General features: G+C 39.3%; 23 protein-coding genes and 1 riboswitch. Of the genes, 12 read left to right on the forward strand and 11 right to left on the reverse strand.

The window, feature by feature from the left end; all coding sequences use genetic code 11:
* Position 1: 1 nt before the first annotated feature.
* Complete coding sequence (locus AAH582_RS15870) at positions 2-1,255, forward strand: PQQ-dependent sugar dehydrogenase (RefSeq protein WP_046674481.1); 1,254 nt, start codon at positions 2-4, stop codon at positions 1,253-1,255.
* A gap of 597 nt (positions 1,256-1,852) precedes the next feature.
* On the opposite strand, the gene rlmH is transcribed toward AAH582_RS15870, so the two are convergent.
* Positions 1,853-2,326, reverse strand: coding sequence for a 23S rRNA (pseudouridine(1915)-N(3))-methyltransferase RlmH (gene rlmH, locus AAH582_RS15875; RefSeq protein ID WP_046674479.1), 474 nt, complete (start codon positions 2,324-2,326; stop codon positions 1,853-1,855).
* Positions 2,327-2,726: 400 nt separating this feature from the next.
* The gene (gene dnaB, locus AAH582_RS15880) at positions 2,727-4,337 is read right to left on the reverse strand and encodes a replicative DNA helicase (protein WP_409994077.1); all 1,611 of its coding nucleotides are present in this window, start codon (positions 4,335-4,337) and stop codon (positions 2,727-2,729) included.
* Between the two features lie 383 nt (positions 4,338-4,720).
* On the opposite strand from dnaB, the gene ubiE reads away from it, so the two are divergent.
* From ubiE to AAH582_RS15910, 6 genes are all read left to right on the forward strand, one after another.
* Positions 4,721-5,461 carry a bifunctional demethylmenaquinone methyltransferase/2-methoxy-6-polyprenyl-1,4-benzoquinol methylase UbiE gene (ubiE, locus tag AAH582_RS15885; RefSeq protein WP_343318600.1) on the forward strand — a complete coding sequence of 247 codons (741 nt, stop codon included), beginning with the start codon at positions 4,721-4,723 and terminating at the stop codon, positions 5,459-5,461.
* Positions 5,462-5,527: 66 nt separating this feature from the next.
* Entirely contained in the window at positions 5,528-6,289 is a 762-nt protein-coding gene (locus tag AAH582_RS15890; protein WP_343318602.1) for an SDR family oxidoreductase, read from the forward strand.
* A 10-nt stretch (positions 6,290-6,299) separates the two neighbouring features.
* Complete coding sequence (locus AAH582_RS15895) at positions 6,300-6,749, forward strand: GatB/YqeY domain-containing protein (protein ID WP_046674475.1); 450 nt, start codon at positions 6,300-6,302, stop codon at positions 6,747-6,749.
* A 36-nt stretch (positions 6,750-6,785) separates the two neighbouring features.
* Positions 6,786-7,289, forward strand: coding sequence for a GNAT family N-acetyltransferase (locus tag AAH582_RS15900; protein ID WP_343318603.1), 504 nt, complete (start codon positions 6,786-6,788; stop codon positions 7,287-7,289).
* A gap of 11 nt (positions 7,290-7,300) precedes the next feature.
* Complete coding sequence (locus tag AAH582_RS15905; RefSeq protein ID WP_046674473.1) at positions 7,301-7,675, forward strand: DUF423 domain-containing protein; 375 nt, start codon at positions 7,301-7,303, stop codon at positions 7,673-7,675.
* Positions 7,676-7,681: 6 nt separating this feature from the next.
* A riboswitch (Fluoride riboswitch) is annotated at positions 7,682-7,744 on the forward strand.
* A 36-nt stretch (positions 7,745-7,780) separates the two neighbouring features.
* Positions 7,781-9,019, forward strand: a complete 1,239-nt coding sequence (locus AAH582_RS15910) for a voltage-gated chloride channel family protein (RefSeq protein ID WP_343318605.1) — start codon at positions 7,781-7,783, stop codon at positions 9,017-9,019.
* Between the two features lie 50 nt (positions 9,020-9,069).
* Here AAH582_RS15910 and mgtE read toward each other — a convergent pair whose 3' ends face one another.
* The 4 genes from mgtE to AAH582_RS15930 all read right to left on the reverse strand — a co-directional run bounded on the left by mgtE (position 9,070) and on the right by AAH582_RS15930 (position 12,405).
* Positions 9,070-10,386: a magnesium transporter gene (mgtE, locus tag AAH582_RS15915; RefSeq protein WP_046674471.1), complete on the reverse strand. Its 1,317-nt coding sequence runs from the start codon at positions 10,384-10,386 to the stop codon at positions 9,070-9,072.
* Between the two features lie 170 nt (positions 10,387-10,556).
* Positions 10,557-11,267 (reverse strand): dipeptidase PepE, encoded by a 711-nt coding sequence (pepE, locus tag AAH582_RS15920; RefSeq protein ID WP_046674470.1) that lies wholly within the window; start codon positions 11,265-11,267, stop codon positions 10,557-10,559.
* Positions 11,268-11,354: 87 nt separating this feature from the next.
* Positions 11,355-11,531: a ribbon-helix-helix domain-containing protein gene (locus tag AAH582_RS15925; protein ID WP_084823201.1), complete on the reverse strand. Its 177-nt coding sequence runs from the start codon at positions 11,529-11,531 to the stop codon at positions 11,355-11,357.
* A gap of 10 nt (positions 11,532-11,541) precedes the next feature.
* A complete protein-coding gene (locus tag AAH582_RS15930; RefSeq protein ID WP_046674469.1) occupies positions 11,542-12,405 on the reverse strand; it encodes an SPFH domain-containing protein in 864 nt (287 codons plus the stop codon).
* Between the two features lie 97 nt (positions 12,406-12,502).
* Here AAH582_RS15930 and AAH582_RS15935 point away from each other — a divergent pair, with 97 nt between their 5' ends.
* The 5 genes from AAH582_RS15935 to AAH582_RS15955 all read left to right on the forward strand — a co-directional run bounded on the left by AAH582_RS15935 (position 12,503) and on the right by AAH582_RS15955 (position 18,612).
* The gene (locus tag AAH582_RS15935; protein ID WP_046674468.1) at positions 12,503-12,985 is read left to right on the forward strand and encodes a DNA-deoxyinosine glycosylase; all 483 of its coding nucleotides are present in this window, start codon (positions 12,503-12,505) and stop codon (positions 12,983-12,985) included.
* A 53-nt stretch (positions 12,986-13,038) separates the two neighbouring features.
* A complete protein-coding gene (locus AAH582_RS15940) occupies positions 13,039-14,217 on the forward strand; it encodes an AIR synthase related protein (RefSeq protein WP_343318610.1) in 1,179 nt (392 codons plus the stop codon).
* Positions 14,218-14,279: 62 nt separating this feature from the next.
* Positions 14,280-14,717 (forward strand): ATP-dependent zinc protease family protein, encoded by a 438-nt coding sequence (locus tag AAH582_RS15945; RefSeq protein WP_343318611.1) that lies wholly within the window; start codon positions 14,280-14,282, stop codon positions 14,715-14,717.
* A 58-nt stretch (positions 14,718-14,775) separates the two neighbouring features.
* A complete protein-coding gene (rimK, locus tag AAH582_RS15950) occupies positions 14,776-15,711 on the forward strand; it encodes a 30S ribosomal protein S6--L-glutamate ligase (protein ID WP_046674465.1) in 936 nt (311 codons plus the stop codon).
* Positions 15,712-15,870: 159 nt separating this feature from the next.
* Positions 15,871-18,612: a DUF3857 domain-containing protein gene (locus AAH582_RS15955; protein ID WP_343318614.1), complete on the forward strand. Its 2,742-nt coding sequence runs from the start codon at positions 15,871-15,873 to the stop codon at positions 18,610-18,612.
* Positions 18,613-18,681: 69 nt separating this feature from the next.
* On the opposite strand, the gene AAH582_RS15960 is transcribed toward AAH582_RS15955, so the two are convergent.
* From AAH582_RS15960 to thrS, 5 genes are all read right to left on the reverse strand, one after another.
* Positions 18,682-19,131, reverse strand: a complete 450-nt coding sequence (locus AAH582_RS15960; protein ID WP_343318616.1) for a DUF3060 domain-containing protein — start codon at positions 19,129-19,131, stop codon at positions 18,682-18,684.
* Positions 19,132-19,382: 251 nt separating this feature from the next.
* Positions 19,383-19,727 (reverse strand): 50S ribosomal protein L20, encoded by a 345-nt coding sequence (gene rplT, locus AAH582_RS15965; protein ID WP_046674462.1) that lies wholly within the window; start codon positions 19,725-19,727, stop codon positions 19,383-19,385.
* A gap of 99 nt (positions 19,728-19,826) precedes the next feature.
* On the reverse strand, positions 19,827-20,027 hold the full coding sequence (rpmI, locus tag AAH582_RS15970; protein WP_002993964.1) for a 50S ribosomal protein L35: 201 nt from the start codon (positions 20,025-20,027) through the stop codon (positions 19,827-19,829).
* Between the two features lie 39 nt (positions 20,028-20,066).
* On the reverse strand, positions 20,067-20,627 hold the full coding sequence (infC, locus tag AAH582_RS15975; RefSeq protein ID WP_083295912.1) for a translation initiation factor IF-3: 561 nt from the start codon (positions 20,625-20,627) through the stop codon (positions 20,067-20,069).
* A gap of 11 nt (positions 20,628-20,638) precedes the next feature.
* Positions 20,639-22,564 carry a threonine--tRNA ligase gene (gene thrS / locus AAH582_RS15980; RefSeq protein ID WP_046674460.1) on the reverse strand — a complete coding sequence of 642 codons (1,926 nt, stop codon included), beginning with the start codon at positions 22,562-22,564 and terminating at the stop codon, positions 20,639-20,641.
* Positions 22,565-22,927: the final 363 nt, after the last annotated feature.

Raw genomic sequence — 22,927 nt, forward strand, 5'->3', positions numbered from 1 at the left:
AATGAAAACCAAACTGACAATAAGCCTCTTAACAGTATCTTTAGGATTAGCCGCATGTAATTCCAACCATGCGAATTCAAATTCAAGTTCGGATAGCAGTACAAATGCTGCAACTGACACAACAAGCTACCCTCCGGTTGAAACACAAAAGGCAAACACAAGTTATAAACCAGCATTTGCTGGACAAACGAGAATCCAGGGTGCAAAGACAAGCACGCCATTTGAGGGTAAAGTAATTGCCGAGGGATTAAAATCTCCTTGGGGTATAACTGCGCTGCCTGATGGCCGACTATTAATCTCAGAAAAAGAAGGTGATTTTCGCATTGCAACGGCGGACGGTAAGTTAAGTGAACCAATTAAAGGTTTACCTCAAGTCAATAGCAGTGGACAAGGTGGGCTTTTGGGATTACGCCTTGATCCAAAATTCGAATCAAACCGTATGATTTATTGGGTTTTCTCTGATAATACCGCTGCCGGCACGTTGACGGCTGTTGCAAAGGGAAAACTGTCAGCAGACGAGAAATCGATCGAAGGTGCTAAGGTTATCTATCAAGCTACTCCGGCTCATAAGGGGAATCTGCATTATGGTGGCCGTATTATCTTTGATAAAGAAGGAAACATTATTTTAAGTACGGGTGAAAGATCTGATTTGGTTACAAGACCATTAGCGCAAGATCTAAATGCTGCATTAGGAAAGATCTTACGGATCACTACTGATGGACAGCCTGCTCCAGGAAATCCATTTATAGGCAAGTCAAATGTCCGTCCGGAAATTTACAGTTATGGACATCGCAATCCTCAGGGACTCGCTTTACACCCGGAAACTGGCGATCTTTGGGAAACCGAATTTGGTCCGCGGGGCGGCGACGAGCTGAACAGAATTGAAGCGGGAAAGAATTATGGATGGCCAACCATTACCTATGGTATAGAGTATAAAGGCGATAAAGTTGGTGCGGGTATACAACAAAAAGACGGCCTGGAACAACCGGTCTATTATTGGGATCCAGTCCTCTCTCCTAGTGGCATTACATTCTATACCGGACAAAATATTCCAGAATGGAAGAACAATCTCTTTATTTGTGGGTTGAGCAGCATGCACATTGCCAGAATTATACTTAAGGATAACAAGGTTGTTGGCGAAGAACGTCTTCTAGGCAACGAAGGTCAGCGATTTAGAGATATCACGCAGGGCCAAGACGGTGCACTGTACGCGATAACAGATATCGGAAAATTGTATAAAATTGATAAAAAATAAATATTCGATTCAGCGCAGCCCCCCTCAACTGGGCTGCGTTTTTTATATTAGCCTAAAAACCATCCTTTCAACTATTTTTACTAAAGGTACTCCCTATACTTTGTTTAAACATGACACAGAATCTAGTTTGGCTCGATTATTGATAAAATATATCGAATCAATAAATTATTATATGGTAAAAAAAGAAAAAATGAAAAAACTATTAGAGATTAATCCCTTGTCATTCTATATGACCAACTGGGGGTTCGTAAACAACACAAGCCCAAAAAGAGCGCGCAAAACCGATCAACCTTCTCCAAAAAATTAAGCGTTCTTGCTTAAACAATTCCATTAAATTCTATTAAAATCATCTGCTAATATCCTCCATACGGGTATTAAGTAAGAGATTTATTTCTTTTACTTCATCCGTTTGGAGGATATGAAGCTATGCGAAAAAAAATGCCAATGCGATTACTATGATAATACAAGCAATCATAATGTATTTATTCAATTGGCTATTTTTCTCTCCTTCGTCACTTTTATAGTGATAATCTCGTTTATTGGGCAAATTCATAAGCTTGTTTTTATTTATGATGAAGTTACGGACTTTTTTCCATATTATTCGTGATGATAAGGCTCCCCCTTCATGATAGAATACGCGCGATAAAGCTGTTCTGTAAAAAATAAACGAATCATTTGATGTGAAAATGTCATCTTGGACAATGAAATTTTTGCATTTGCCCGATCATAAATTTTTTGGTCAAACCCGTACGGGCCTCCAATAATAAATACTAGATGTTGAACGCTTTGCACCATCATTTTTTCCAAATAAGCAGAAAACTCCAACGAGCGAAACTCTTTTCCATGTTCATCCAACAGAACGACCAAATCTTGCGGCTGCACTTGTTTCAGAATCAAAAGAGCCTCCTTATCTTTCTGCTGCTCAGTAGAAAGATTCTTGACATTTTTGATGTCCGGTATCACCAGAATACTAAAGTTCACATAAAACTTTAATCGTTTAATGTACTTTTCAATACCTTCAATCAGATATTTATCATCCGTTTTCCCTATACAAAGTAACGTTATCCTCATCTAAACATTTTATAAGTTTTCGTTATGAATAGCACAATAGAATCCGGTTTTATCGATCCAAAATAAATAGTGGTTATCTTCTTGTTTCCGGTCATTATCAAAAGCTGTTCACAATCTTTTATCCAAAAGTTGCTATCCTAATAAATTGTGTACACATCCAATGGCGCAAAGTTCTGATTTTATTTAAAATAAACACAATCAAAACGACAAAAAACATTACGCCCTTTTATTCGTTTAGATATAAAACATTTATTTTCCGTATACGCTTAAAACATCACGTTGAAAATGGATAATAACCTTGTTTTACTAGCGAGAACAAGCCGGACGCCGTAAACGAAAAAACCGAATTTAAATCATTCGGTTTTCTCTATTATTAGGAATATTTACGTAAAATTAAGCACTAAAATGGCGCATCATCAGGCATGTCGTTCATGCGGGACGGCATAGTAATACCACCACTAAACCCTCCAGCACTAAAATCATCAGCAAAATTTGGAGACGGATTCAAGGCCGAAGCAGAAAATGTAGCCGGCGCATCACCGAACCCATCTCCTCCGCCCATACCAGAAAACTCATCTTCTAAATCCACAAACTTCACAAATTTACCCACAAAGCGAAGCGGAACAATACCGGTCTCTCCATTACGGTGTTTTGCAATAATAACTTCACCGACTCCCGCAGTAGGACGCCCCTCTTCATCTTCTGTCAAGCCATAATATTCGGGTCTATATAAGAAAAGAACCATATCCGCATCCTGCTCAATAGAACCAGACTCCCGTAAATCGGACAACATAGGACGTTTACTATTCCCCGGTCTTGACTCTACTGCACGGCTCAATTGCGATAATGCTAGTACAGGGATATTTAACTCCTTAGCTACAGACTTCAACGCACGAGAAATACTACCAATCTCTTGTTCCCGGTTCCCCCCGCCTTTACCCTCTGCTTTTCCATGCATTAACTGCAAGTAATCGACGATCACCATCTGGATATCGTATTGCGCTTTTAAACGTCTACATTTTGCTCTAAATTCGAACACGTTCAATGCAGGCGTATCATCAATAATAATAGGCGCATCAGTTAAACGACCAATTCTCGAATGCAATTGTTGCCATTCATGATCAGCAAGATTTCCTTTCTTCAATTTCTCTTGCTCAATTTCGGTTTCCCCAGCGATTAGACGATTGACAAGTTGAACGGATGACATCTCCAGCGAGAATACGGCAACTGCTTTACCATGCTCAACGGCGGCATTGCGCGCGACAGAAAGTACAAATGCAGTTTTTCCCATCGCTGGACGTGCTGCAATAATAACAAGATCAGAAGGCTGCCAACCTGAAGTCATACGATCCAAGGCTGTTAAACCCGAAGGCACACCTGTCAGCCCATCTGTACGATCCCGCAGCATTTCAAGATTAGAAATCGCCTCGCGCATGATATCATCCATCTTTCTCGAATCTCTCCGCAAGTTGTTTTGCGCGATATCAAACAAACTTTTTTCGGCATGATCCAACAGATCGAAGATATCTGATGTTTCGTCATATGAACTATTGATAATTTCGGTAGAAACCTTAATAAGCTCACGCTGAATATATTTTTGAGAAATAATACGGGCATGATACTCAATATTAGCTGCCGAAACCACACGGTCTGTCAATTGCGTAATATAATAGGCACCGCCGACCATTTCAAGAGCCCCCATCCGTCTAAGTTCCGAGGTAACTGTCAATATATCAATTGGAGAAGTCTTTTGAAAGAGGCCAAAAATCGCTTCAAAGATCTTTTGATGTGATTCTTTGTAAAACGATTCCGGTTTTAGAATATCAATAATCTCACTCAGAGCATTTTTCTCCAGCATCAAAGCACCCAGGACAGCTTCTTCAAGGTCCACTGCCTGCGGCGGAAGCTTACCCAAACCGCTTACCAAATTATTTAACTTGGTACGACGTTCGCCATAATTACCCCGTTTGTTATTATCCGTGTTATTCGCTTCAAAATTACTGTCGTTCATCATGATATTATATCAGAAATATAGCTTTGCTATCCTTATAAATTGAGATAGGATAACAAATGTATAAAAAATAAAATTCACCACCATGAGGATTTACAAACAACGAAATTCGACGATCAGATCCGAACCCCCAAAAAGCTTTGAAGGACACAGATTTACAGGATTAGTTTTCAACACATACTGTTGAAAAGATGTTGAAAATAAAAATTTACCACTCAAAATCAATATCTTAAAAAATGTTAATAACTTAAACTGTTGTGAATAAGCAAAATGGTCAAAAACAAATCAATATCCTCCACTACCATCAAAATAAACTGACTTTGATATGAAAACAAATCCCTTTTTTAGCACCAAAAAATATTCATATATTGTATCTTTGTAAAATGACGCACGATTCCTCAACACTAAAACCCTACAAAGACACCAACGATGGGAAGAAGAAACAGGTAGCAGATATGTTTGACAATATCTCGCATTCCTATGATTTTTTGAACCATTTCATGTCTTTGGGTATTGACATTATATGGCGTAAAAAAGCCATCAATTCCTTAAAGTCCATAAAACCGCAACTGATGTTGGATGTAGCGACAGGAACTGGTGATTTTGCACTGGAATCAATTAAAATCTTGAATCCAAAAAAGATTATTGGTGTCGATATCTCCCAAGGCATGCTTGAAGTCGCCAAGAAAAAGATTGCAAGCAAGGGATTAGCGAATCAATTTGAAGTTCAGTTAGGAGATTCTGAGCGGCTTCAATTCGAAGATAATACCTTCGACGCAGTTACTGTAGCATTTGGTGTCCGCAATTTTGAAAATCTGGAAAAGGGCTTATCGGATATATACCGCGTATTAAAGCCTGGTGGGAAGGCGGTTATTTTAGAATTTTCGAATCCGAAGAAGTTCCCCATTAAACAATTGTATAATTTTTATTTCAAATTTATCACGCCTACCATCGGAAAATTCTTTTCAAAGGATTCCAGCGCCTATGAATACTTACCCGAATCGGTTGCTCAATTTCCGGATGGTCAAAAGTTCGTTGCCATAAACAAAAGAGCTGGTTTTAATGAAACTACTGTTAGACCACAGACGTTTGGCATCTGTACCATCTATATTGCTACAAAATAGGGTGACCGAGGCGCTGTTTTTTAGGGAAAATCTGATTAAATTTTAAATACCAACTAGTTACAATATATGACTAAAACAGTTTTTATTACAGGAGCAAGTTCCGGCATCGGTCAGGCTTGTGCCGAAGTTTTAGCGAAAGAGGGGTATAATCTTTTACTTTGCGCGCGCAGGTTAAACCGTTTAGAAACATTAAGAGATACGCTACTTGCAGCCTACCCGACTATTCAGATCCATATATTTGAACTTGATGTCCGAGATGCTGAGCAAGTTGCAAACCAAATTGAAGGTTTGCCCCCCGAATGGAAAAAAATAAATATTCTCATCAACAATGCTGGGTTGAGCCAGGGATTAGATCCTATTCAAGATGGTGATATCGGCGATTGGGACAGAATGATTGATACCAATATCAAAGGCTTATTGTATGTAAGTAAAGCTGTGATACCCCTTATGGATACTGAAAACGGTGCTCATATTGTTAATTTAGGATCCATTGCGGGAAAAGAGGTTTATCCTAATGGAAATGTGTACTGTGCCACCAAGCATGCCGTTGATGCGCTGACTAAAGCGATGCGTATTGATTTGCTTACGCAAGGCATTAAAGTAACCTCCATCGATCCCGGAATGGTAGAGACTGAGTTTTCGGAAGTTCGTTTTCATGGAGATCGAGAAAGAGCTAAAAATGTTTACAATGGTGTACAACCTCTAACAGGTAAAGATATTGCCGAAACGATTCTTTTCGTCATTACCAGACCTGCACACGTCAATATAAACGATCTCTTAATCATGCCTACAGCGCAGGCTACAGGCACACTTGTCAATCGAAAATAATTTAAATATCATGTCATTAGAAATACAAATAAATCAAGACATTAAAGCGGCAATGATCGCAAAAGACACGGCAAAATTACGTGGTTTACGTGCGATCAAAGCAGCTATCCTCTTAGCGAAAACAGAAAAAGGTCATGCAGAAGATCTTAGCCAGGAGGCGGAGATTAAAGTGTTACAAAAACTTGTCAAACAACGTCGCGAATCTGCTGAAATTTATAAGACGCAAAACCGTGAAGATCTGTATGAAATTGAAGTCGAGGAAGAAAAAGTAATTGAGGCTTACCTACCCAAACAGTTAAGTAAAGAAGAAGTTGAGACCGTCGTCAAAGCAATTATCGCTGAAACAGGGGCTTCTTCCATTAAAGATATGGGTAAAGTAATGGGCGCGACAAATCAAAAGCTTGCAGGACAAGCTGATGGTAAAACAATTTCTGAAGTCGTTAAAAGTCTTCTCGCATAAAAGTTTTCAAATCACTCGAGTCAAATTAAATCGGGTATGTCTTCCCTGATATATCGATTTAATTTGACTCTTTTTTTTATTTTAATGATGGATTTTCAGTGGAACCTCAAGAAGTTTGATGAACTCAACAATAAAGAACTGTATCGTATCTTAAAGCTTCGAATGGAAGTTTTTGTTTTGGAACAAGAATGCTTATATCCTGAATTGGACGATAAGGACTTTTCTTGTCTCCATCTTTGGGCAGAACACAATGATGATATCATTGCATACACGAGACTAGTTCCCCCTGGTCTCTCCTATCCGCAGGCTTCCATCGGTCGGGTCATTGTTGCTGAGCAAGCCCGCGGAACCGGTTTGAGTCAACAATTAATGATTCATTCCATCGAATCTCTCTATAAAGAATTTGGTGAAGGCGAGATACAGATAGGTGCGCAATTTCATTTAAAATCCTTTTATGAAAAATTAGGGTTTAAACAAATCTCCGAGCCCTACCCTGATTATGGAATCCTCCATATTGATATGATTAAACCCGCAATTTAGTAAATTTAGGCATGCAAAACCTTGTCATCATCACAGCCGCCCTATTTGGCGGCCTCGCTATTATCCTAGGTGCATTTGGAGCCCATGCATTCAAAAAAATCCTATCAGCTGAAAAACTGGAATCCTTTGAGGTCGGCGTTCGCTATCAAATGTATGCTGCGCTAACCCTATTGATTCTAGGATTCAATTTCCACTTTGAGCTTCAGTCTGAACGAGTCGCATTTTATCTGATCACACTGGGAACTCTTTTATTCTCGGTAAGTATATATTTTCTATCGTTTGCTGAATACTGGAAAAAGAATCTAAAGTTTCTTGGCCCAATTACCCCGCTCGGTGGATTATTGATGATCGCAGGCTGGGTTGCTATTATCATTCGTTTTTTGTAGATTTGAAATAGATATGGCAATGATGTCTGCCCTTAACCGCCTTAATAAGCTGATGACGTCTACTATTTTAGTATAAAACAACAATTTTATATAAAGTGTAGACTTATGGCTATAACACATTCAAATCAAAGCAACCTTCATTTTTTTCTTAAATGGCTTATCTCCTGTAGCGCGATAGGTTTCATCGTAGGCTCTATTTGTGCGTTTTTTCTCTTTTCCCTCAATTGGGTAACGCAGTACCGAGAAACTCATCCTTGGATAATTTATGGACTTCCCCTGGCGGGATTTACCATAGCATTGTCCTATAAGTATTGGGGCAATCCATCAAGCAAAGGAAATAACCTGCTGATTGAAGAATACCTTCATCCCCAACGCCGCATTCCGCTTATCATGGCGCCTCTTGTCCTATTCGGAACTTTACTTACACATCTGTTTGGAGGTTCTGCAGGTCGTGAAGGAACCGCTGTACAGATCGGTGGAGCAGTTTCCGATCAGCTTAATCGCTGGTTTGACTTCGATAAAACTGAACGTCGCATCTTAATTTCGATCGGCATCACTGCAGGATTCGCCGCTGTGTTTGGGACCCCGCTCGCCGGAACGATATTCGGCTTGGAAGTCCTACTGATTGGCAAAAAAAGATATTTCGGCATCCTGCCCTGTTTATTTACCGCCTATTTTGCGAACTTCAGCTGTCAATTATGGAATATTCCACACACCCATTATCCAATTCATGATGTTATTCCAATGCTGTCCTTGACCAATATTGGATTTAGCCTTGCTGCAGGCATTCTATTCGGTATTACAGCATGGCTTTTTACATTTACCAGCGATTTCTTTAGCCTTCAATTCAAACGAATTAAGTATACGCTATTTAGGCCTGTGATTGGCGGTATTATTTTGGTACTTATCATTACCTTATTTCACAGCAGCAGCTATATTGGACTTGGCATCCCGATGAGTCAGAATGCATTTGTTGATCAGTCGAACTATTATGATTTTATTATCAAATTACTTTTGACGACTTTCACCCTTTCGGCCGGGTTTAAAGGCGGAGAAGTCACCCCGTTATTTTTTATCGGGGCAACTTTAGGTAGTGCATTAAGCACTATTATTCCACTTCCCGTCAGCCTGCTGGCTGCCATGGGTTTTGTAGCGGTATTTTCAGGCGCGACAAACACCCCGCTCGCCTGTATTGTCATGGGGTACGAATTATTTGGTATTCAACCAATTTTATTTATAGCAATCGCCTGTATAGTTGCATTTTTGTTTTCTGGCAAAAAGGGAATTTATGTTGCGCAAAAAGGGGGGGTAAAGGAAAAGTTATACCGCAGACTTAATTTATAAACAAGACAATGCGTTTTCAGCTTATCTGTCTACCTCTTTGTATCCCTCCACTACAGTAGTTTTCCATGCAGAAAGAATGCTGCAACAGTAAAATAGATAATCAATCCGGAAACATCCACCAGCGTTGCTACAAATGGCGCTGATGCTGTCGCTGGATCCAATCCAAACCGACGTAGGATAAATGGAATAAACGATCCCGACAAAGTCCCCCATAAAACAATAAACAATAAGGAAACCGCAACCGTAAAACCAATTGAAATCCAATAAGGACCGTAGTCATATAGGCCAAGAAAATGCCAGGCCAATATCCGTAGAAATCCGATCGAACCTAATATCCCACCTAAGATTAAACCGGAAGAAACTTCGCGTTTCATCACGTACCACCAATCTTTAAGCTTTAACTCACCTAAAGCCATTGCACGAATAATTAAAGAGGCCGCCTGCGACCCCGAATTACCGCCACTGGATATAATCAAAGGAACAAATAGAGCCAGCACAACCGCCTTTTCCAATTCCCCTTCAAAAAAGCCCATTGCAGAGGCTGTAAGCATTTCGCTAAAAAACAAGATGATTAACCAGCCGGCTCTTTTTTGAATCAATTGCAACAAAGGAGTTTTGGTATAAGCCAGATCCAATTCTTCCATACCTCCAAATCGCTGAATATCTTCGGTATCCCGATCCTCAATTCGATCCAACACGTCATCAAATGTCACAATCCCGACCAATACGCCGGCTTCTGTAATGATAGGCAAAGCACTTCGGTCATATTTTTGAAAAATTTCAAATGCCTCTTCCATGGGTGTAGACGCCTTAATCGCAGCAAAGTTGTAGTCAATTAAGTCGGAAATTTTGGTAGAAGAATCCGATAGCAGTAATTGACCAATTTTCAAGTCATCGATCAATACGTTTTTCTCATCAACTACATAAATAAAATTAAGCGTTTCGGCCTTCCTTCCAAAAACCTTGATATGCCGAAAGACATCATCGACGGTATAATAAGGGCGCACCTGAACATACATTGGCGTCATCAGCCGAGCGATACTATCCTCTTTATATCCGATAAGCTCCAAAGCCATCTGCTTTTCGCGTTCATTCAATAGATTGATAAGGTACTTGATCAGATCATCAGGCAGCTCAGACAGCAATTCATTACGCGTATCCGGCTTCAAATTATTCAGCAATTCGGACAGTTCATGTTCCGTCATTGATTTGATCAACGTATATTGAACATCCATTTCAAAAAATGAAAAGATCTCCAATCTATCCTCCAAAGGATAGTCCATAAACTGTTGATGTTGTTCTCCCTTACTTAAACGCGATATTTCTTCCGCGATATCGGCTGGGTGTAATGCTGAATTTTGTTCCATTGGAAGAAAATTTTAATGGATTTAGCGCAAAAGTAGCTTATTTTGTATTATTTTCAACAATCTGAAAAACTATTTTTCTATGGCAAATTGCTTAACGCCAATCGTAAGTCCCTTTCCCCTTGTATTTGGCAGGGCATACTGCTGAGGCTGCTGTTAGACTTTACAATAGCTTAAAAATTAATTAATCCAGGTACTAGCTCTACAGGCTCAATACCTGCCCTAAACAACCGTGCTGTTAAACCGCCTTGCAGTATAATATTCCCGTCACTTACGTGCAACCAGCTACCTTCACGCAAACCGATGACAGGTTGGCTATTCAATTGATGGAATTCCTGAATTCGTGTTTCTCTTGTCTCTCCTTTATGTGTGGAATTTGGATCTGGGTCCAAATAGTGCGGATTAATATTGAAGGGTAAAAAACCAAGCGCCTCAAAGCAAGCAGGATAAACAATAGGCATATCATTCGTGGTTCCAATTGTTAGTCCGGTCAAATTAGACCCTGCGGATGTACCGACATATGGAATCCCCTTTGCTACTTGTACGCGCAGTTGCGGAACCAAATCCAGATCATACAGCGTTTTTAAGAGTAAAAATGTATTTCCTCCACCAATAAAAATAGCTTTAGCATCCTGAATAGCCTTCTTCATATTGTCAAACTCATGGAGCCCCCTAACCGTCACGCCCTCATCTTTCAGGGCTTCTTGTACCTTAGCGGTATAAGCATCAAAGGAAATTCCTGAAGGTCTCGCAAAAGGGACAAATAGCAATTCGTCTGACTGAATAAATTCGACAAATTCCTGTTTAATATAAGCTAAAAATTCACTACCATAGATCGTACTTGTACTCACGACCAATAACTTGTACGCTGGATTAACATTCATCTTTTTTCGTTAAACTTTAAAATAAAAAGTACCTTTGGCTTTGTCAATTATGAAGCCAAAGGTACAGATTTCATTCCTTACTCTTTTCTATTTCTTGTCGGCAGCCTTTTTTTCCGTGCCCAATCTTTTATTTTCTTGCAGTGCCTTATGTAAAAGATATTCTATCTGCCCATTAACACTTCTAAACTCATCTGCAGCCCATTTTTCCAATGCTTTGTACATTTGGTCGTCTAAGCGTAGCATAAAGTTTTTCTTATCCGCCATTTCATTTCGTTTATTGGTACAAAGTACCTGTATTTACAATTGGTGTCGCTGCTTTCTCTCCACAGAGTACAACCATTAAATTGCTGACCATTGCTGCTTTTTTCTCGTTATCCAACTCTACAATATCTTTCTCAGACAATTTATGCAAGGCCATTTCCACCATCCCAACTGCACCATCTACGATCTTTGCCCTTGCGGCCACAATTGCTGCCGCCTGTTGTCTTTGAAGCATCGCACCAGCGATTTCTGACGCGTAGGCCAAATGGCTGATTCTTGCTTCCTTAATAATAACGCCAGCTGGCGCCAAACGATCCGACAACTCCTGCTCAAGAATATGGTTTACGGTATCTCCTCCCTCCCGTAAGGTTATTTCAGCACCTTCATCTTCCAAGTTATCATACGGAAAGCTTCCAGCCAAATGTCTTACTGCTGCTTCACTCTGCGTGCGTACATAAGATGTATAATTACTCACATCATAAGCAGCTTTATACGTGTCACCCACTTGCCACACGATCACTGCCCCAATCTCAATTGGGTTTCCCATCTTGTCATTTACTTTCAGCGTCTGTCCTTGCAGATTATCCGAACGAAGACTTATTTTAATCGTCGAATACAACGGATTGACAAAAAACAAACCATTTTCCTTAACGGTACCTACATATTTTCCGAAGAAATTCAACACACGGGAATGGTTTGGATTAATAATCATCAATCCCTTTAAAATGAAAAAAGTAGCAATCATCAATACAACCCCCAATACAACATACAGCGAACTTTCTTCTACGCTTGCAAATGAAAATATAGCTGCCACAAACGAGACAACAGCTATCAATAAAGCTAAATAGCCTGACATTGGTTTAATTAGTTTTTCCATAATTCGTTAATATATATTTGATATCATTTTAATATCATAAATATACTATAATATTTTTCATATTTCAAATGAAAATTTAAAATGATTATTTTTGATCATGCGCAAAAAGTCCTTTCTTCCTTTAGTAAACTCTGCGACAGAAACCCTCATCCTTGGCTCTTTGCCTGGAGATAAGTCTTTAGCAGAAAATGAATATTATGCACACCCACAAAATCGATTCTGGAAAGTAATCAAATATTTATTCAATGTACCAGAAAAAACAGGCTATAAGGAGAATGTGGAACTTTTACTCGAAAACAACATCGGTCTTTGGGATGTTTGTGCAGAAGCCTCTCGCCCCGGCAGCATGGATTTAGCCATACAAAATGAAGTTCCGAATCCAATTGACGAGTTGCTGCAAACCTATCCTGCAATCACACAAATTATTTTCAACGGACAAAAAGCGTACAGTTTGTATTTAAAGCATTTCAGCAAAAGAGAAGACATTAAGTACAGATGCTTACCCAGCACAAGTCCAGCCAATGCGAAAAGTAATCTCGAAAATCTAATTCAACATTGGCGCATAATAATAAGTGATTAAATTGCACGAATTAGGTTCGTTAATTCAGTCCTATTGCTTATTTTTGCCCTAAGATGTCAGATTTAAAATACAATCAACGAGGCGTGTCCGCAGGGAAAGAGGATGTGCACAATGCGATAAAAAATATAGATAAGGGTCTGTTTCCCAAAGCATTTTGCAAAATAATTCCAGATATTTTGGGTGGAGATCCAGACTGGTGTAATATTATGCATGCGGATGGTGCTGGTACCAAATCTTCATTGGCTTACGTATACTGGAAGGAAACCGGTGATATTTCAGTTTGGAAAGGTATTGCACAAGATGCAATTATCATGAATATTGATGACTTGCTTTGTGTGGGAGCCATCGATAACATTCTTTTATCCTCAACGATTGGTAGAAATAAAAATCTTATTCCTGGAGAGGTGATCGCCGAAATTATCAATGGCACGGAAGAGATTCTATCTGAACTTCGGGATTTGGGCATTGGCATCTATTCTACAGGGGGTGAAACTGCCGACGTTGGCGACCTTGTTCGTACCATCATTGTTGATAGTACTGTGACCTGTCGTATGAAACGTGAAGACGTCATTTCAAATCATCGCATCAAAGGCGGCAATGTAATTGTTGGATTGGCATCGAATGGAAAAGCAACCTATGAACAGGCGTACAATGGCGGAATGGGTTCCAATGGACTAACTTCCGCACGTCATGATGTATTTAACAAAAAAGTAGCTGAAAAATATCCTGAAGCGTACGATCCTGCTGTTCCTTACAATTTAGTTTTCGCTGGGAGTCAGGACCTCACCAATGAAATCGAAGTTGAAACAGGAGAAAAAATAACTGCGGGTAAGCTTGTTCTTTCTGCGACGCGTACTTATGCGCCTGTTATCAAACAAATACTGGACAAATATCGTTCACAAATCGACGGAATGGTACATTGCTCAGGTGGAGCGCAAACAAAGGTTTTACACTTCGTTGATAATGTGCACGTTATCAAAGACAATCTTTTCCCAATCCCACCTCTTTTTGAATTAATACAGAAAGAATCCAATACAGACTGGAAAGAAATGTACAAAGTATTCAATATGGGACATCGCATGGAATTATATGTACCTGAATCAATTGCATCGGATATCGTCGCTATTTCAGAGTCATTTGGCATTCCGGCTCAAATCATCGGCCGCGTAGAAGAATCCGCCGTTAAAAAAGTAACAATAACCTCTCCCTACGGAGAATTTATTTACGAATAAAAAAACACCCCTTGTCTCGTGCTTATAGGCGACGCAAGGGATGTTTTTTCAATTTGCTATACATGAAAGAAAAACTTCTCGTAGGCTGGAAAGAGACCCTTGATTTACCTGAACTGGGAATATTTGGTATAGAAGCAAAGGTTGATACGGGAGCGGCTTCTTCGGTCTTGCATTGTAACTCTTACGAGATAGTTAACGAAGATGGTCAAGACTGGATCATCTGTGAACTCATCATTAATTTTGAAACCGAAGAGACAAAAACGCTAAAATTAAAACTTTATAAAGCAAAATTAGTTAAAAGCTCTTTTGGTCAAGAAGAAAAGCGATTTTATATCCGCACTACAGCAGCATTATATAACCAGGTATTTAGCATTAAGATATCCTTTAGAAACCGATCCCAGATGACCTATCCCATGCTTTTGGGAAAAAACTTTTTGTATAAAAGATTTTTGGTCGATGTTTCCAAGGAAAATCTCTCTAGAAAGGCCTCCGCAAAATAAAAACAATTAGCCAAGCTATTTTGTTATCTTAGCACAAAATATATTCAATATACAAATCGTGAAAATTGCCGTATTATCGACAGTAAAGAGCTTATACTCAACTCGTCGTCTCGTAGAAGCCGCACAACAAAGAGGACACGAATGTGTTGTCATCGATCACAGCAAATGTTATGTAGGCATTCAACAAGGTAAACCCAGTATTCATTATAAAGGACAGGATCTCAGTGATATTGATGCCATTATTCCCCGGATAGGGGCATCGGTAACATTCTATGGATCTGCCATCGTTAGACAATTTGAGGTGATGGATGTCATTTCCGCGAATCCCAGTCAAGCCATTACGCGTTCCCGAGACAAATTGAGATGCCTACAGATTTTATCCGGGGCAGGTATCGGACTCCCGATTACAGGATTTGCACGAACAGCCTCCGATGTGGACGACTTGATTAGTATGGTCGGTGGAGCTCCATTAGTGATCAAATTATTAGAAGGAACCCAAGGTATTGGTGTGGTACTTGCCGAAACCAAAAAAGCGGCCTCTTCTGTTATAGAAGCGTTCTACGGCCTGGGTAATAACATCCTGATCCAAGAGTTCATCAAAGAGTCTAAAGGCTCTGATATTCGCGCATTCGTGGTTGACGGCAAAGTTGTTGGAGCGATGAAACGCACGGCGAAAGAGGGTGAATTTAGATCAAACATTCATCGTGGCGGTACCGCACAGATTATCCGTTTAAGTAAGGCAGAGAAAGATACAGCTATTGCTGCTGCCGCGCAGTTAGGACTTACCGTATGTGGCGTCGATATGATCCCTTCCGATCGAGGCCCTTTAGTACTCGAAGTTAATTCATCTCCAGGTTTGGAAGGAATTGAGAAAGCGACAAAAAAAGATATTGCCTCAGAAATTATACAATATATTGAGAGACAATATGAAGCAAAGCAAGCTCAAATGCCTAAAGTCGTTAAGAAAAAGAAAAAAAGAGAAAGTAAATTATAAGGTTACTGAATGAGCAATTAAAAGGGGGAGCGGTATATACTGCTCCCCCTTTTAATTGCTAAATAACCTAAACTCAACTAAAGTCGAATTTTCAATACTTCTTAAATTCGCCTACCGTTGCTTCCAATTTTTACTTATCTTACGCTAAATTATAAATTAATGAAAAGATTTAGCCATCTTCTATTTGCCTTTGTACTCGTACTAGCTGCATTTTCCTGGTCTTTTAGCCAAACAACTATTCAAAAGACGGCATCGCCAGCTTGGCTCCGGCCCACTACAAAAAAGGCCATAAAGCCAAATTTGGATGATATTAGTGATGGATATTACTACGAGCTAATCGAACATCAAATAAACTTGGCTACCCAAACAAAATATTATAAGGACATAAAAGTTCTATTTGATCAGACTGGAATCGAAAATCTGGGACAAATTCAGGTAACCTTTGACCCGCATTTTCAAAAACTTCAAATACATGAGCTAAAGGTTATTCGCAACGGCAAGGATATTAATCTACTACCGCAAGCAAAATTTAAGCTCCTTGCCTCCGAAACGGAGCTTTCGAGATCTATCTACAATGGAAGTCAAATGGCCCATTATGTTTTGGAGGATTTACGTAAAGACGACAAGATTGTATTTGCTTATTCAATAATAGGTGTAAACCCAGTATTTGAACAGAAATTTTTCGACAGCTACTACTTACAGGGTTATGAACCTATAGGTCTTGTCCATCTCAACTATATTGTACCAAATGGTCGCAAACTTCAGTTTAAGAGTTTCAATGGCGCTCCTGAGGTGCAGCAACAGTCAACAGGAAATACAACAAATTTCTTCTGGGAGCTGACGGCGGACAAAACGGTTCAATACGAAGATTATAGCCCGTCATGGTACAGCCCTTTAAAATATATCCAATGCACGGAATTTAAAACCTGGCAGGAAGTTGATCAATGGAACCGTAAAATTAATCCCATTCCGCAAATAGCAACGACAAGTACACTGCAAACCTTCGTCAACCAACTTTGGAAAGAGTCCAATGGACAGCCCTATGCATACCTGAAAAAAGCCTGCGACTTTGTACAAAATGAGATACGTTATATGGGTATTGAGATGGGAGAATATTCGCACCGGGCAAATGTTCCAGAAAAAGTATTTTCCCAGCGCTACGGCGATTGCAAAGATAAATCAATGCTGCTGGCTACAATGCTCAAAAACAAGAATATTGATGTAGGACTCGTATTAGCCAATACCTATAAGAATAGAGGCCTGCAGGAAGAACTCCCCTCGCCCTATGCTTTCAACCATATGGTTATTGAAGTTAATATTGGTGGACGTTCTCAATATATTGACCCAACCATAACTCATCAGGGTGGAGATATAAAAAACAGGTATTTCCCAGCTTATGGGAAAGTACTCTCCACCATGGGTAGTGGAAAGCTTACAGACGTACCGCAGCATGTTACCGGCAATATTAAAGTCAAGGAAACGTTGACACTGGAAGGCAAATTTGAGGCTACCCTGGATGTCCACACAACTTATGTTGGAAATGAGGCGGACGATATGCGCAGTTATTTTCAAAGTAGCGCCAAAAATGACATACAGAAGCAATACTTGGAGTATTACACAAAGATCTACCCGAAGATCAATAAAATTGGCCATATACAATACAAAGATGATATGGAGAATAATATTGTGGAGATCATCGAAAAGTATAAAATAAAGAACATTGGAAAGACGGAAAGCGGATCTACAAAAAAATATATTCCTTTGTTGGGAACAAATATCAATGAAAAGCTCCCAGAGATTATGGAGGATCGTATTGCTCCCCTAAGCCTTTCTTTTCCAACAGATCTAACCTACGAAATGTATATTGTCAACAGAGGGAAAAAGGAATTTGGCAATTACAGGGACAATAGTTATTTTGACCGGACTGCGTATGTCTTCGGTAAAACACTGGAAGTAAATCAAGATAGTATTAAGCTCGCATACACGTTAAGTTTCCACGAACCCTTTGTCGAACAAAAAGACCTGAAACAGTATTATACAGATTTTGCGGATCGTGATGATATCTTTTATAATGGCTTCTATCTTGACAATGACGGATATGTAACAGATGGGATACCTCGCTTAGGAACCCCTTCTTCAGTCAATGAAATTAATTGGTTTTCATTAATCCTATTTATTCTATTGCTATCATCTTTGCTTTGGTATATCGCAAAAAAGTACAGGAAGAGCAAACCTTTTATCATCAAACCCTATGATGAAATTTATCATGACCAAATTGGGGGCTGGATGATTTTTTTACTTCTTTTAATAGTTACAAGCATATTTACGAAATTCACTTTTCTTTTCTTTAGGGAATCCTTCTTTAACCTTAATACCTGGCGGGCGATAGACCATATCGATGGTGGTGCACCGACATTCTATAAAATGCTACTCATATCTGAAATGACAGCTCATCTTTTAATTCTGATCGGGTTGGTTTATAGTTTTATACTTATGATCAAAAAAAGGGATATTTTTGCCCAGACATTTTTTCTAGTCACTTTGTTTATGGCTATATTCTATCTCGTCCATGCAATAGGATACCATTATATGTCCAAACAATATATGGGTAACATAGATGATTCATTTTCAAATTATACAGATCATATCAGAGCGATCCTTTTCTTCTGCATTTGGGGAACTTACGTCTATAAATCGGAACGTGTAAAAGGCACCTGTGTTCGGACATATCAGAACGATGAGATTATTCAGAAGGCTGCGACAGTTCATCCTTTTGATCAAGATTTTCTAAAGCCTTATTCAATTACAAAACAAAGAGAAAACGAAGCTGGAGCGGAATTTCAATCCCAGGGTGATAGAGCCAATAGCAGTCATCCCGAGGATCATCCAGATAAACCATAGTTACCACCTCGCGTAAAAATGGTTTCGTAAATAATATACGAAACCATTTTTTATGAAATATGATTTACATTATTTCATCTTCATCACCATATTATCCGCGCCTTCAGTAGACACTTTTACCTGACCGGATTTGTTCTTCGTAGACTTATAATGGACATGATTTTTGACTCCCTCAATCTGAACAGTCTCTACTGAACCAATATTGACCATATTGTCTGCTCCTTCTATCGTCACCGTTGCAATGTCATTGCCTGTCACCGTATTCCCCTTCCCCTCAATAATCAATTTGCTCACATTGCCACGAATCACAACTTTATTGTCAGCTCCTTCTATTTGTACAATCTCTCCTCCTTTGGCCTCTATCGTACGGTTATTGTTCACCCCTTCAATCGAGATAACTTTTCCCTGTTGATTAACCACATCGTTCGTTAGAGTCTTGGAAAATGGCTCTTTGGCCGCTATCACCAAGCTTCCGATCAGAAGAAGCGAAAATCCAACTGTAATTGTTCTTAGTTTCATAATGCTCTATTTTCTACAGTTCAACAAAAATCAAACCTAATTTCAGATTTAAAAGGGATATAAGCTGTAATATACTGCGTCAATTGCCTCAAAAGTATAATTGGGGAATAAGAACTAAAATGAAATATAGCATGTGTTAGGGGTACTTGGAACATAACGTCCCAAAAAAGATACAGCATCCGTTACAACAAAAAAAGGAGCCTAACAGGCTCCTTTAATATCTCTAACAAATTGACAACGGATTAAAAACTCTATTTTACTGCGTCTACAACTGCTTTGAAAGCTTCTGGGTTATTTAAAGCTAAGTCAGCTAAAACCTTACGGTTCAAACCAATATTCTTAGCGTTTAATTTACCGATCAATTGGGAATAAGAAATTCCGTGTTGACGAGCTCCAGCGTTGATACGTTGAATCCATAAAGCTCTAAACTCGCGTTTTTTGGTTTTACGATCGCGGTAAGCGTATTGTAAACCTTTTTCTACTGTATTTTTAGCAATAGTATAAACTTTGCTACGTGATCCAAAGTAACCTTTTGCAAGGCCTAGGATTTTTTTGCGTCTTCTTCTAGAAGCTACTGCGTTAACCGAACGTGGCATATTTTTAAAATTAGTTTGGTAGAAGGTGTCATGTATTTCAATGAACTTACAACCTTGTACCCGGTTAAAAAATTATTATTAAATAAAATCGAATAAAACTTATTTACCGATAGCAAGCATACGTTTTACGTTGCCCATATCGCCATCAGATACATAACTTGTTTGTGTTAAGTTACGTTTACGTTTTGTGCTCTTTTTTGTCAAGATGTGGCTTTTGAAAGCGTTTTTTCTTGCAATTTTACCTGTTCCAGTCAATTTGAAACGTTTCTTTGCGCTGGAATTGGTTTTAACTTTTGGCATAATACTTATAAATTTTATATCAATCTGTTAGAATTCTTATTATTTTTTAGGAGCCTTTGGAGCTACTGTCAAAAACATGCGTTTACCTTCTAATTTGGGCAAAAGCTCTACTTTACCGTAGTCTTCCAAGGCCTGAGCGAAGCGCAACAACAAGATCTCACCTTGATCCTTGTGTACAATAGCGCGACCTTTGAAGTGTACATAAGCGCGAACTTTCTCTCCACTTTCTAGAAACTTAATAGCATGTTTCAATTTGAACTCAAAATCATGCTCACCAGAGTTAGGTCCGAAACGAATTTCTTTAATAACAGTCTGTTTTGCATTAGCTTTGATTTCCTTTTGTTTCTTCTTCTGTTCGTAAACAAACTTACTGTAGTCGATAATCTTACAAACCGGCGGTACAGCATTTGGCGAAATCTCCACTAAATCAAGTTCCAACTCATCAGCCAACTCTAACGCTTTGCGCGTAGGGTAAACTCCTTGTTCCACATTATCTCCTACCAAGCGCACCTCCGGTACCTTGATTAACTCATTAATGCGGTGATCTGGTTCTTTCTTTCTCATTGGTGGTCTTGGACCACCGGGTCTTTTTAATGCCAAATGTTTAAAAATTAAACGGTTATTTCCTTAATTAATATATCTCTAAATGCCTCAGCAGTCATTGTTCCCAATTCCACTGAGCCATGTTTACGTACAGAAACTGTGCCATTTTCCACCTCTTTTTCCCCTACAATCAACATATAAGGAAGCTTTTTCACTTCGGCGTCTCTGATTTTTCTGCCCACTTTCTCGTCACGTAAGTCTATCAGTCCGCGAATATCGGAATTATTTAGCGAATTCAAAACATTTTGCGCATATTCTTCGTATTTTTCTGACACTGGCAAGACGATAAATTGCTCAGGTGCAAGCCATAACGGGAATTGACCCGCACAATGTTCGATTAGTACAGCTACAAAACGTTCCAAAGATCCAAAAGGTGCACGGTGGATCATTACTGGACGATGCTTCATATTATCACTTCCAGTATATTCCAATTCAAAACGCTCAGGTAAATTGTAATCGACCTGTATTGTACCTAATTGCCACTTCCGTCCTAAAGCATCCTTCACCATAAAGTCTAACTTAGGACCATAGAAAGCTGCCTCTCCATATTCCACGACTGTCGGTAAGCCTTTCTCTTCAGCAGCCTCAATAATCGCAGACTCAGCCAAAGCCCAATTTTCGTCAGTACCAATATATTTTGTACGGTTTTCAGGGTCACGTAATGACACTTGTGCTGTATAATCATTAAAGCCTAACGCTCCAAATACATAAAGAACCAAGTCTATTACCTTTTTGAATTCATCTTTAACCTGATCAGGACGACAAAACAAATGCGCATCATCTTGCGTAAACCCACGAACCCTTGTCAAACCGTGAAGCTCACCAGATTGCTCGTAACGATATACAGTACCAAACTCAGCAAAGCGAACCGGTAAGTCCTTATACGAGCGTGGTTTTACTTTATAAATTTCACAATGATGCGGACAATTCATTGGTTTTAACAAAAACTCTTCTCCTTCGATAGGAGTCTTTATTGGTTGAAATGAATCCGCGCCATATTTCTCATAGTGTCCAGAAGTCACATATAACTGCTTATGTCCGATATGCGGCGTAACAACAGGCTCATACCCTGAGTTTAACTGTGCTTTCTGCAAGAAGTCTATAAGCTTTTGACGTAATGCAGCTCCTTTAGGCAACCAAAGTGGCAAACCTGCACCAACTTTTTCAGAAAAAGCAAAAAGTTCCAACTCTTTCCCAAGTTTACGGTGATCGCGTTTTTTCGCCTCTTCTATAAATTTCAAATACTCTGTAAGCTCCGATGCCTTAGGGAACGTAACACCGTAAATACGTGTCAACTGTTTGCGAGACTCATCACCTCTCCAGTAAGCACCGGCAACATTAGTCAATTTAATCGCTTTGATAAACCCAGTATTTGGAATATGAGGGCCACGACATAAATCTGTAAATTCCCCTTGCGTGTAGAAAGTAATCTTTCCATCTTCCAAGTCTTTGATTAAATCTAGCTTATACTCATCTCCTTTTTCAGTAAAGTAAGCCAATGCATCAGATTTCGAAACAGCTTTGCGTTCAAATGTTTCTTTCCGTTTAGCCAGCTCCAGCATCTTGTCTTCGATGGCTTTAAAGTCATCAGACGAGAATTCACGATCACCAAAATCAACATCGTAGTAAAATCCGGTTTCAATCGCGGGACCAATACCAAATTTAATCCCCGGATACAATGCCTCCAAAGCCTCAGCCAATAAGTGGGCTGAAGAATGCCAAAAAGTGGATTTACCTTTGGTATCATTCCAGGTTAATAACTTAACAGTAGCATCATCTTCAATAGCACGGGCAGAATCCCACACCTCACCATTTACTTCGGCAGCAAGGACGTTTCTTGCAAGCCCCTCTGAGATGGATAACGCAATCTCTGCAGCAGTGATTCCTTTTTGATACTCTCTTACGGAACCATCCGGTAGTGTAATTTTAATCATTTACAACTATGATCTTTAAATTGTTAAAAAATAGAAAACATAAAACAACATGTACAATTATGTTATTACACTTACGTTTTCAATAAATAAATTGTGACACAAATTTAGTAAAAATTCTGATAAAATAACAGGTTTTTTGCGCTATTCAACGCATTATACAGGGCATTTACAGGCTCCCCACCTCTCCACTGTTCAAATACGCCGACTTCATTGGCTTTACACACTTTACATCCTCATCGTTGCAGTTTAAAACGGATTGATAATCTGATCTTATTGACCAGCAACGTCGCTCTATCGCACCGAGGTACATCCCTACAATTAATGAAAATCAGGTTATATATTAACAGGGTAATTACAGGGGGT

Origin of the sequence: Sphingobacterium multivorum, assembly GCF_039511225.1 — a bacterium.
Classification (GTDB): Bacteria; Bacteroidota; Bacteroidia; order Sphingobacteriales; family Sphingobacteriaceae; genus Sphingobacterium.

Excerpts from the sequence above, each read along its gene's own strand:
- AAH582_RS15870 (WP_046674481.1), top strand. The coding sequence starts at position 2 with ATGAAAACCAAACTGACAATAAGCCTCTTAACAGTATCTTTAGGATTA.
- rlmH (WP_046674479.1), bottom strand. The coding sequence starts at position 2,326 with ATGAGGATAACGTTACTTTGTATAGGGAAAACGGATGATAAATATCTG.
- dnaB (WP_409994077.1), bottom strand. The coding sequence starts at position 4,337 with ATGAACGACAGTAATTTTGAAGCGAATAACACGGATAATAACAAACGG.
- ubiE (WP_343318600.1), top strand. The coding sequence starts at position 4,721 with ATGACGCACGATTCCTCAACACTAAAACCCTACAAAGACACCAACGAT.
- AAH582_RS15890 (WP_343318602.1), top strand. The coding sequence starts at position 5,528 with ATGACTAAAACAGTTTTTATTACAGGAGCAAGTTCCGGCATCGGTCAG.
- AAH582_RS15895 (WP_046674475.1), top strand. The coding sequence starts at position 6,300 with ATGTCATTAGAAATACAAATAAATCAAGACATTAAAGCGGCAATGATC.
- AAH582_RS15900 (WP_343318603.1), top strand. The coding sequence starts at position 6,786 with ATGTCTTCCCTGATATATCGATTTAATTTGACTCTTTTTTTTATTTTA.
- AAH582_RS15905 (WP_046674473.1), top strand. The coding sequence starts at position 7,301 with ATGCAAAACCTTGTCATCATCACAGCCGCCCTATTTGGCGGCCTCGCT.
- AAH582_RS15910 (WP_343318605.1), top strand. The coding sequence starts at position 7,781 with ATGGCTATAACACATTCAAATCAAAGCAACCTTCATTTTTTTCTTAAA.
- mgtE (WP_046674471.1), bottom strand. The coding sequence starts at position 10,386 with ATGGAACAAAATTCAGCATTACACCCAGCCGATATCGCGGAAGAAATA.
- pepE (WP_046674470.1), bottom strand. The coding sequence starts at position 11,267 with ATGAATGTTAATCCAGCGTACAAGTTATTGGTCGTGAGTACAAGTACG.
- AAH582_RS15925 (WP_084823201.1), bottom strand. The coding sequence starts at position 11,531 with ATGGCGGATAAGAAAAACTTTATGCTACGCTTAGACGACCAAATGTAC.
- AAH582_RS15930 (WP_046674469.1), bottom strand. The coding sequence starts at position 12,405 with ATGGAAAAACTAATTAAACCAATGTCAGGCTATTTAGCTTTATTGATA.
- AAH582_RS15935 (WP_046674468.1), top strand. The coding sequence starts at position 12,503 with ATGCGCAAAAAGTCCTTTCTTCCTTTAGTAAACTCTGCGACAGAAACC.
- AAH582_RS15940 (WP_343318610.1), top strand. The coding sequence starts at position 13,039 with ATGTCAGATTTAAAATACAATCAACGAGGCGTGTCCGCAGGGAAAGAG.
- AAH582_RS15945 (WP_343318611.1), top strand. The coding sequence starts at position 14,280 with ATGAAAGAAAAACTTCTCGTAGGCTGGAAAGAGACCCTTGATTTACCT.
- AAH582_RS15955 (WP_343318614.1), top strand. The coding sequence starts at position 15,871 with ATGAAAAGATTTAGCCATCTTCTATTTGCCTTTGTACTCGTACTAGCT.
- AAH582_RS15960 (WP_343318616.1), bottom strand. The coding sequence starts at position 19,131 with ATGAAACTAAGAACAATTACAGTTGGATTTTCGCTTCTTCTGATCGGA.
- rplT (WP_046674462.1), bottom strand. The coding sequence starts at position 19,727 with ATGCCACGTTCGGTTAACGCAGTAGCTTCTAGAAGAAGACGCAAAAAA.
- rpmI (WP_002993964.1), bottom strand. The coding sequence starts at position 20,027 with ATGCCAAAAGTTAAAACCAATTCCAGCGCAAAGAAACGTTTCAAATTG.
- thrS (WP_046674460.1), bottom strand. The coding sequence starts at position 22,564 with ATGATTAAAATTACACTACCGGATGGTTCCGTAAGAGAGTATCAAAAA.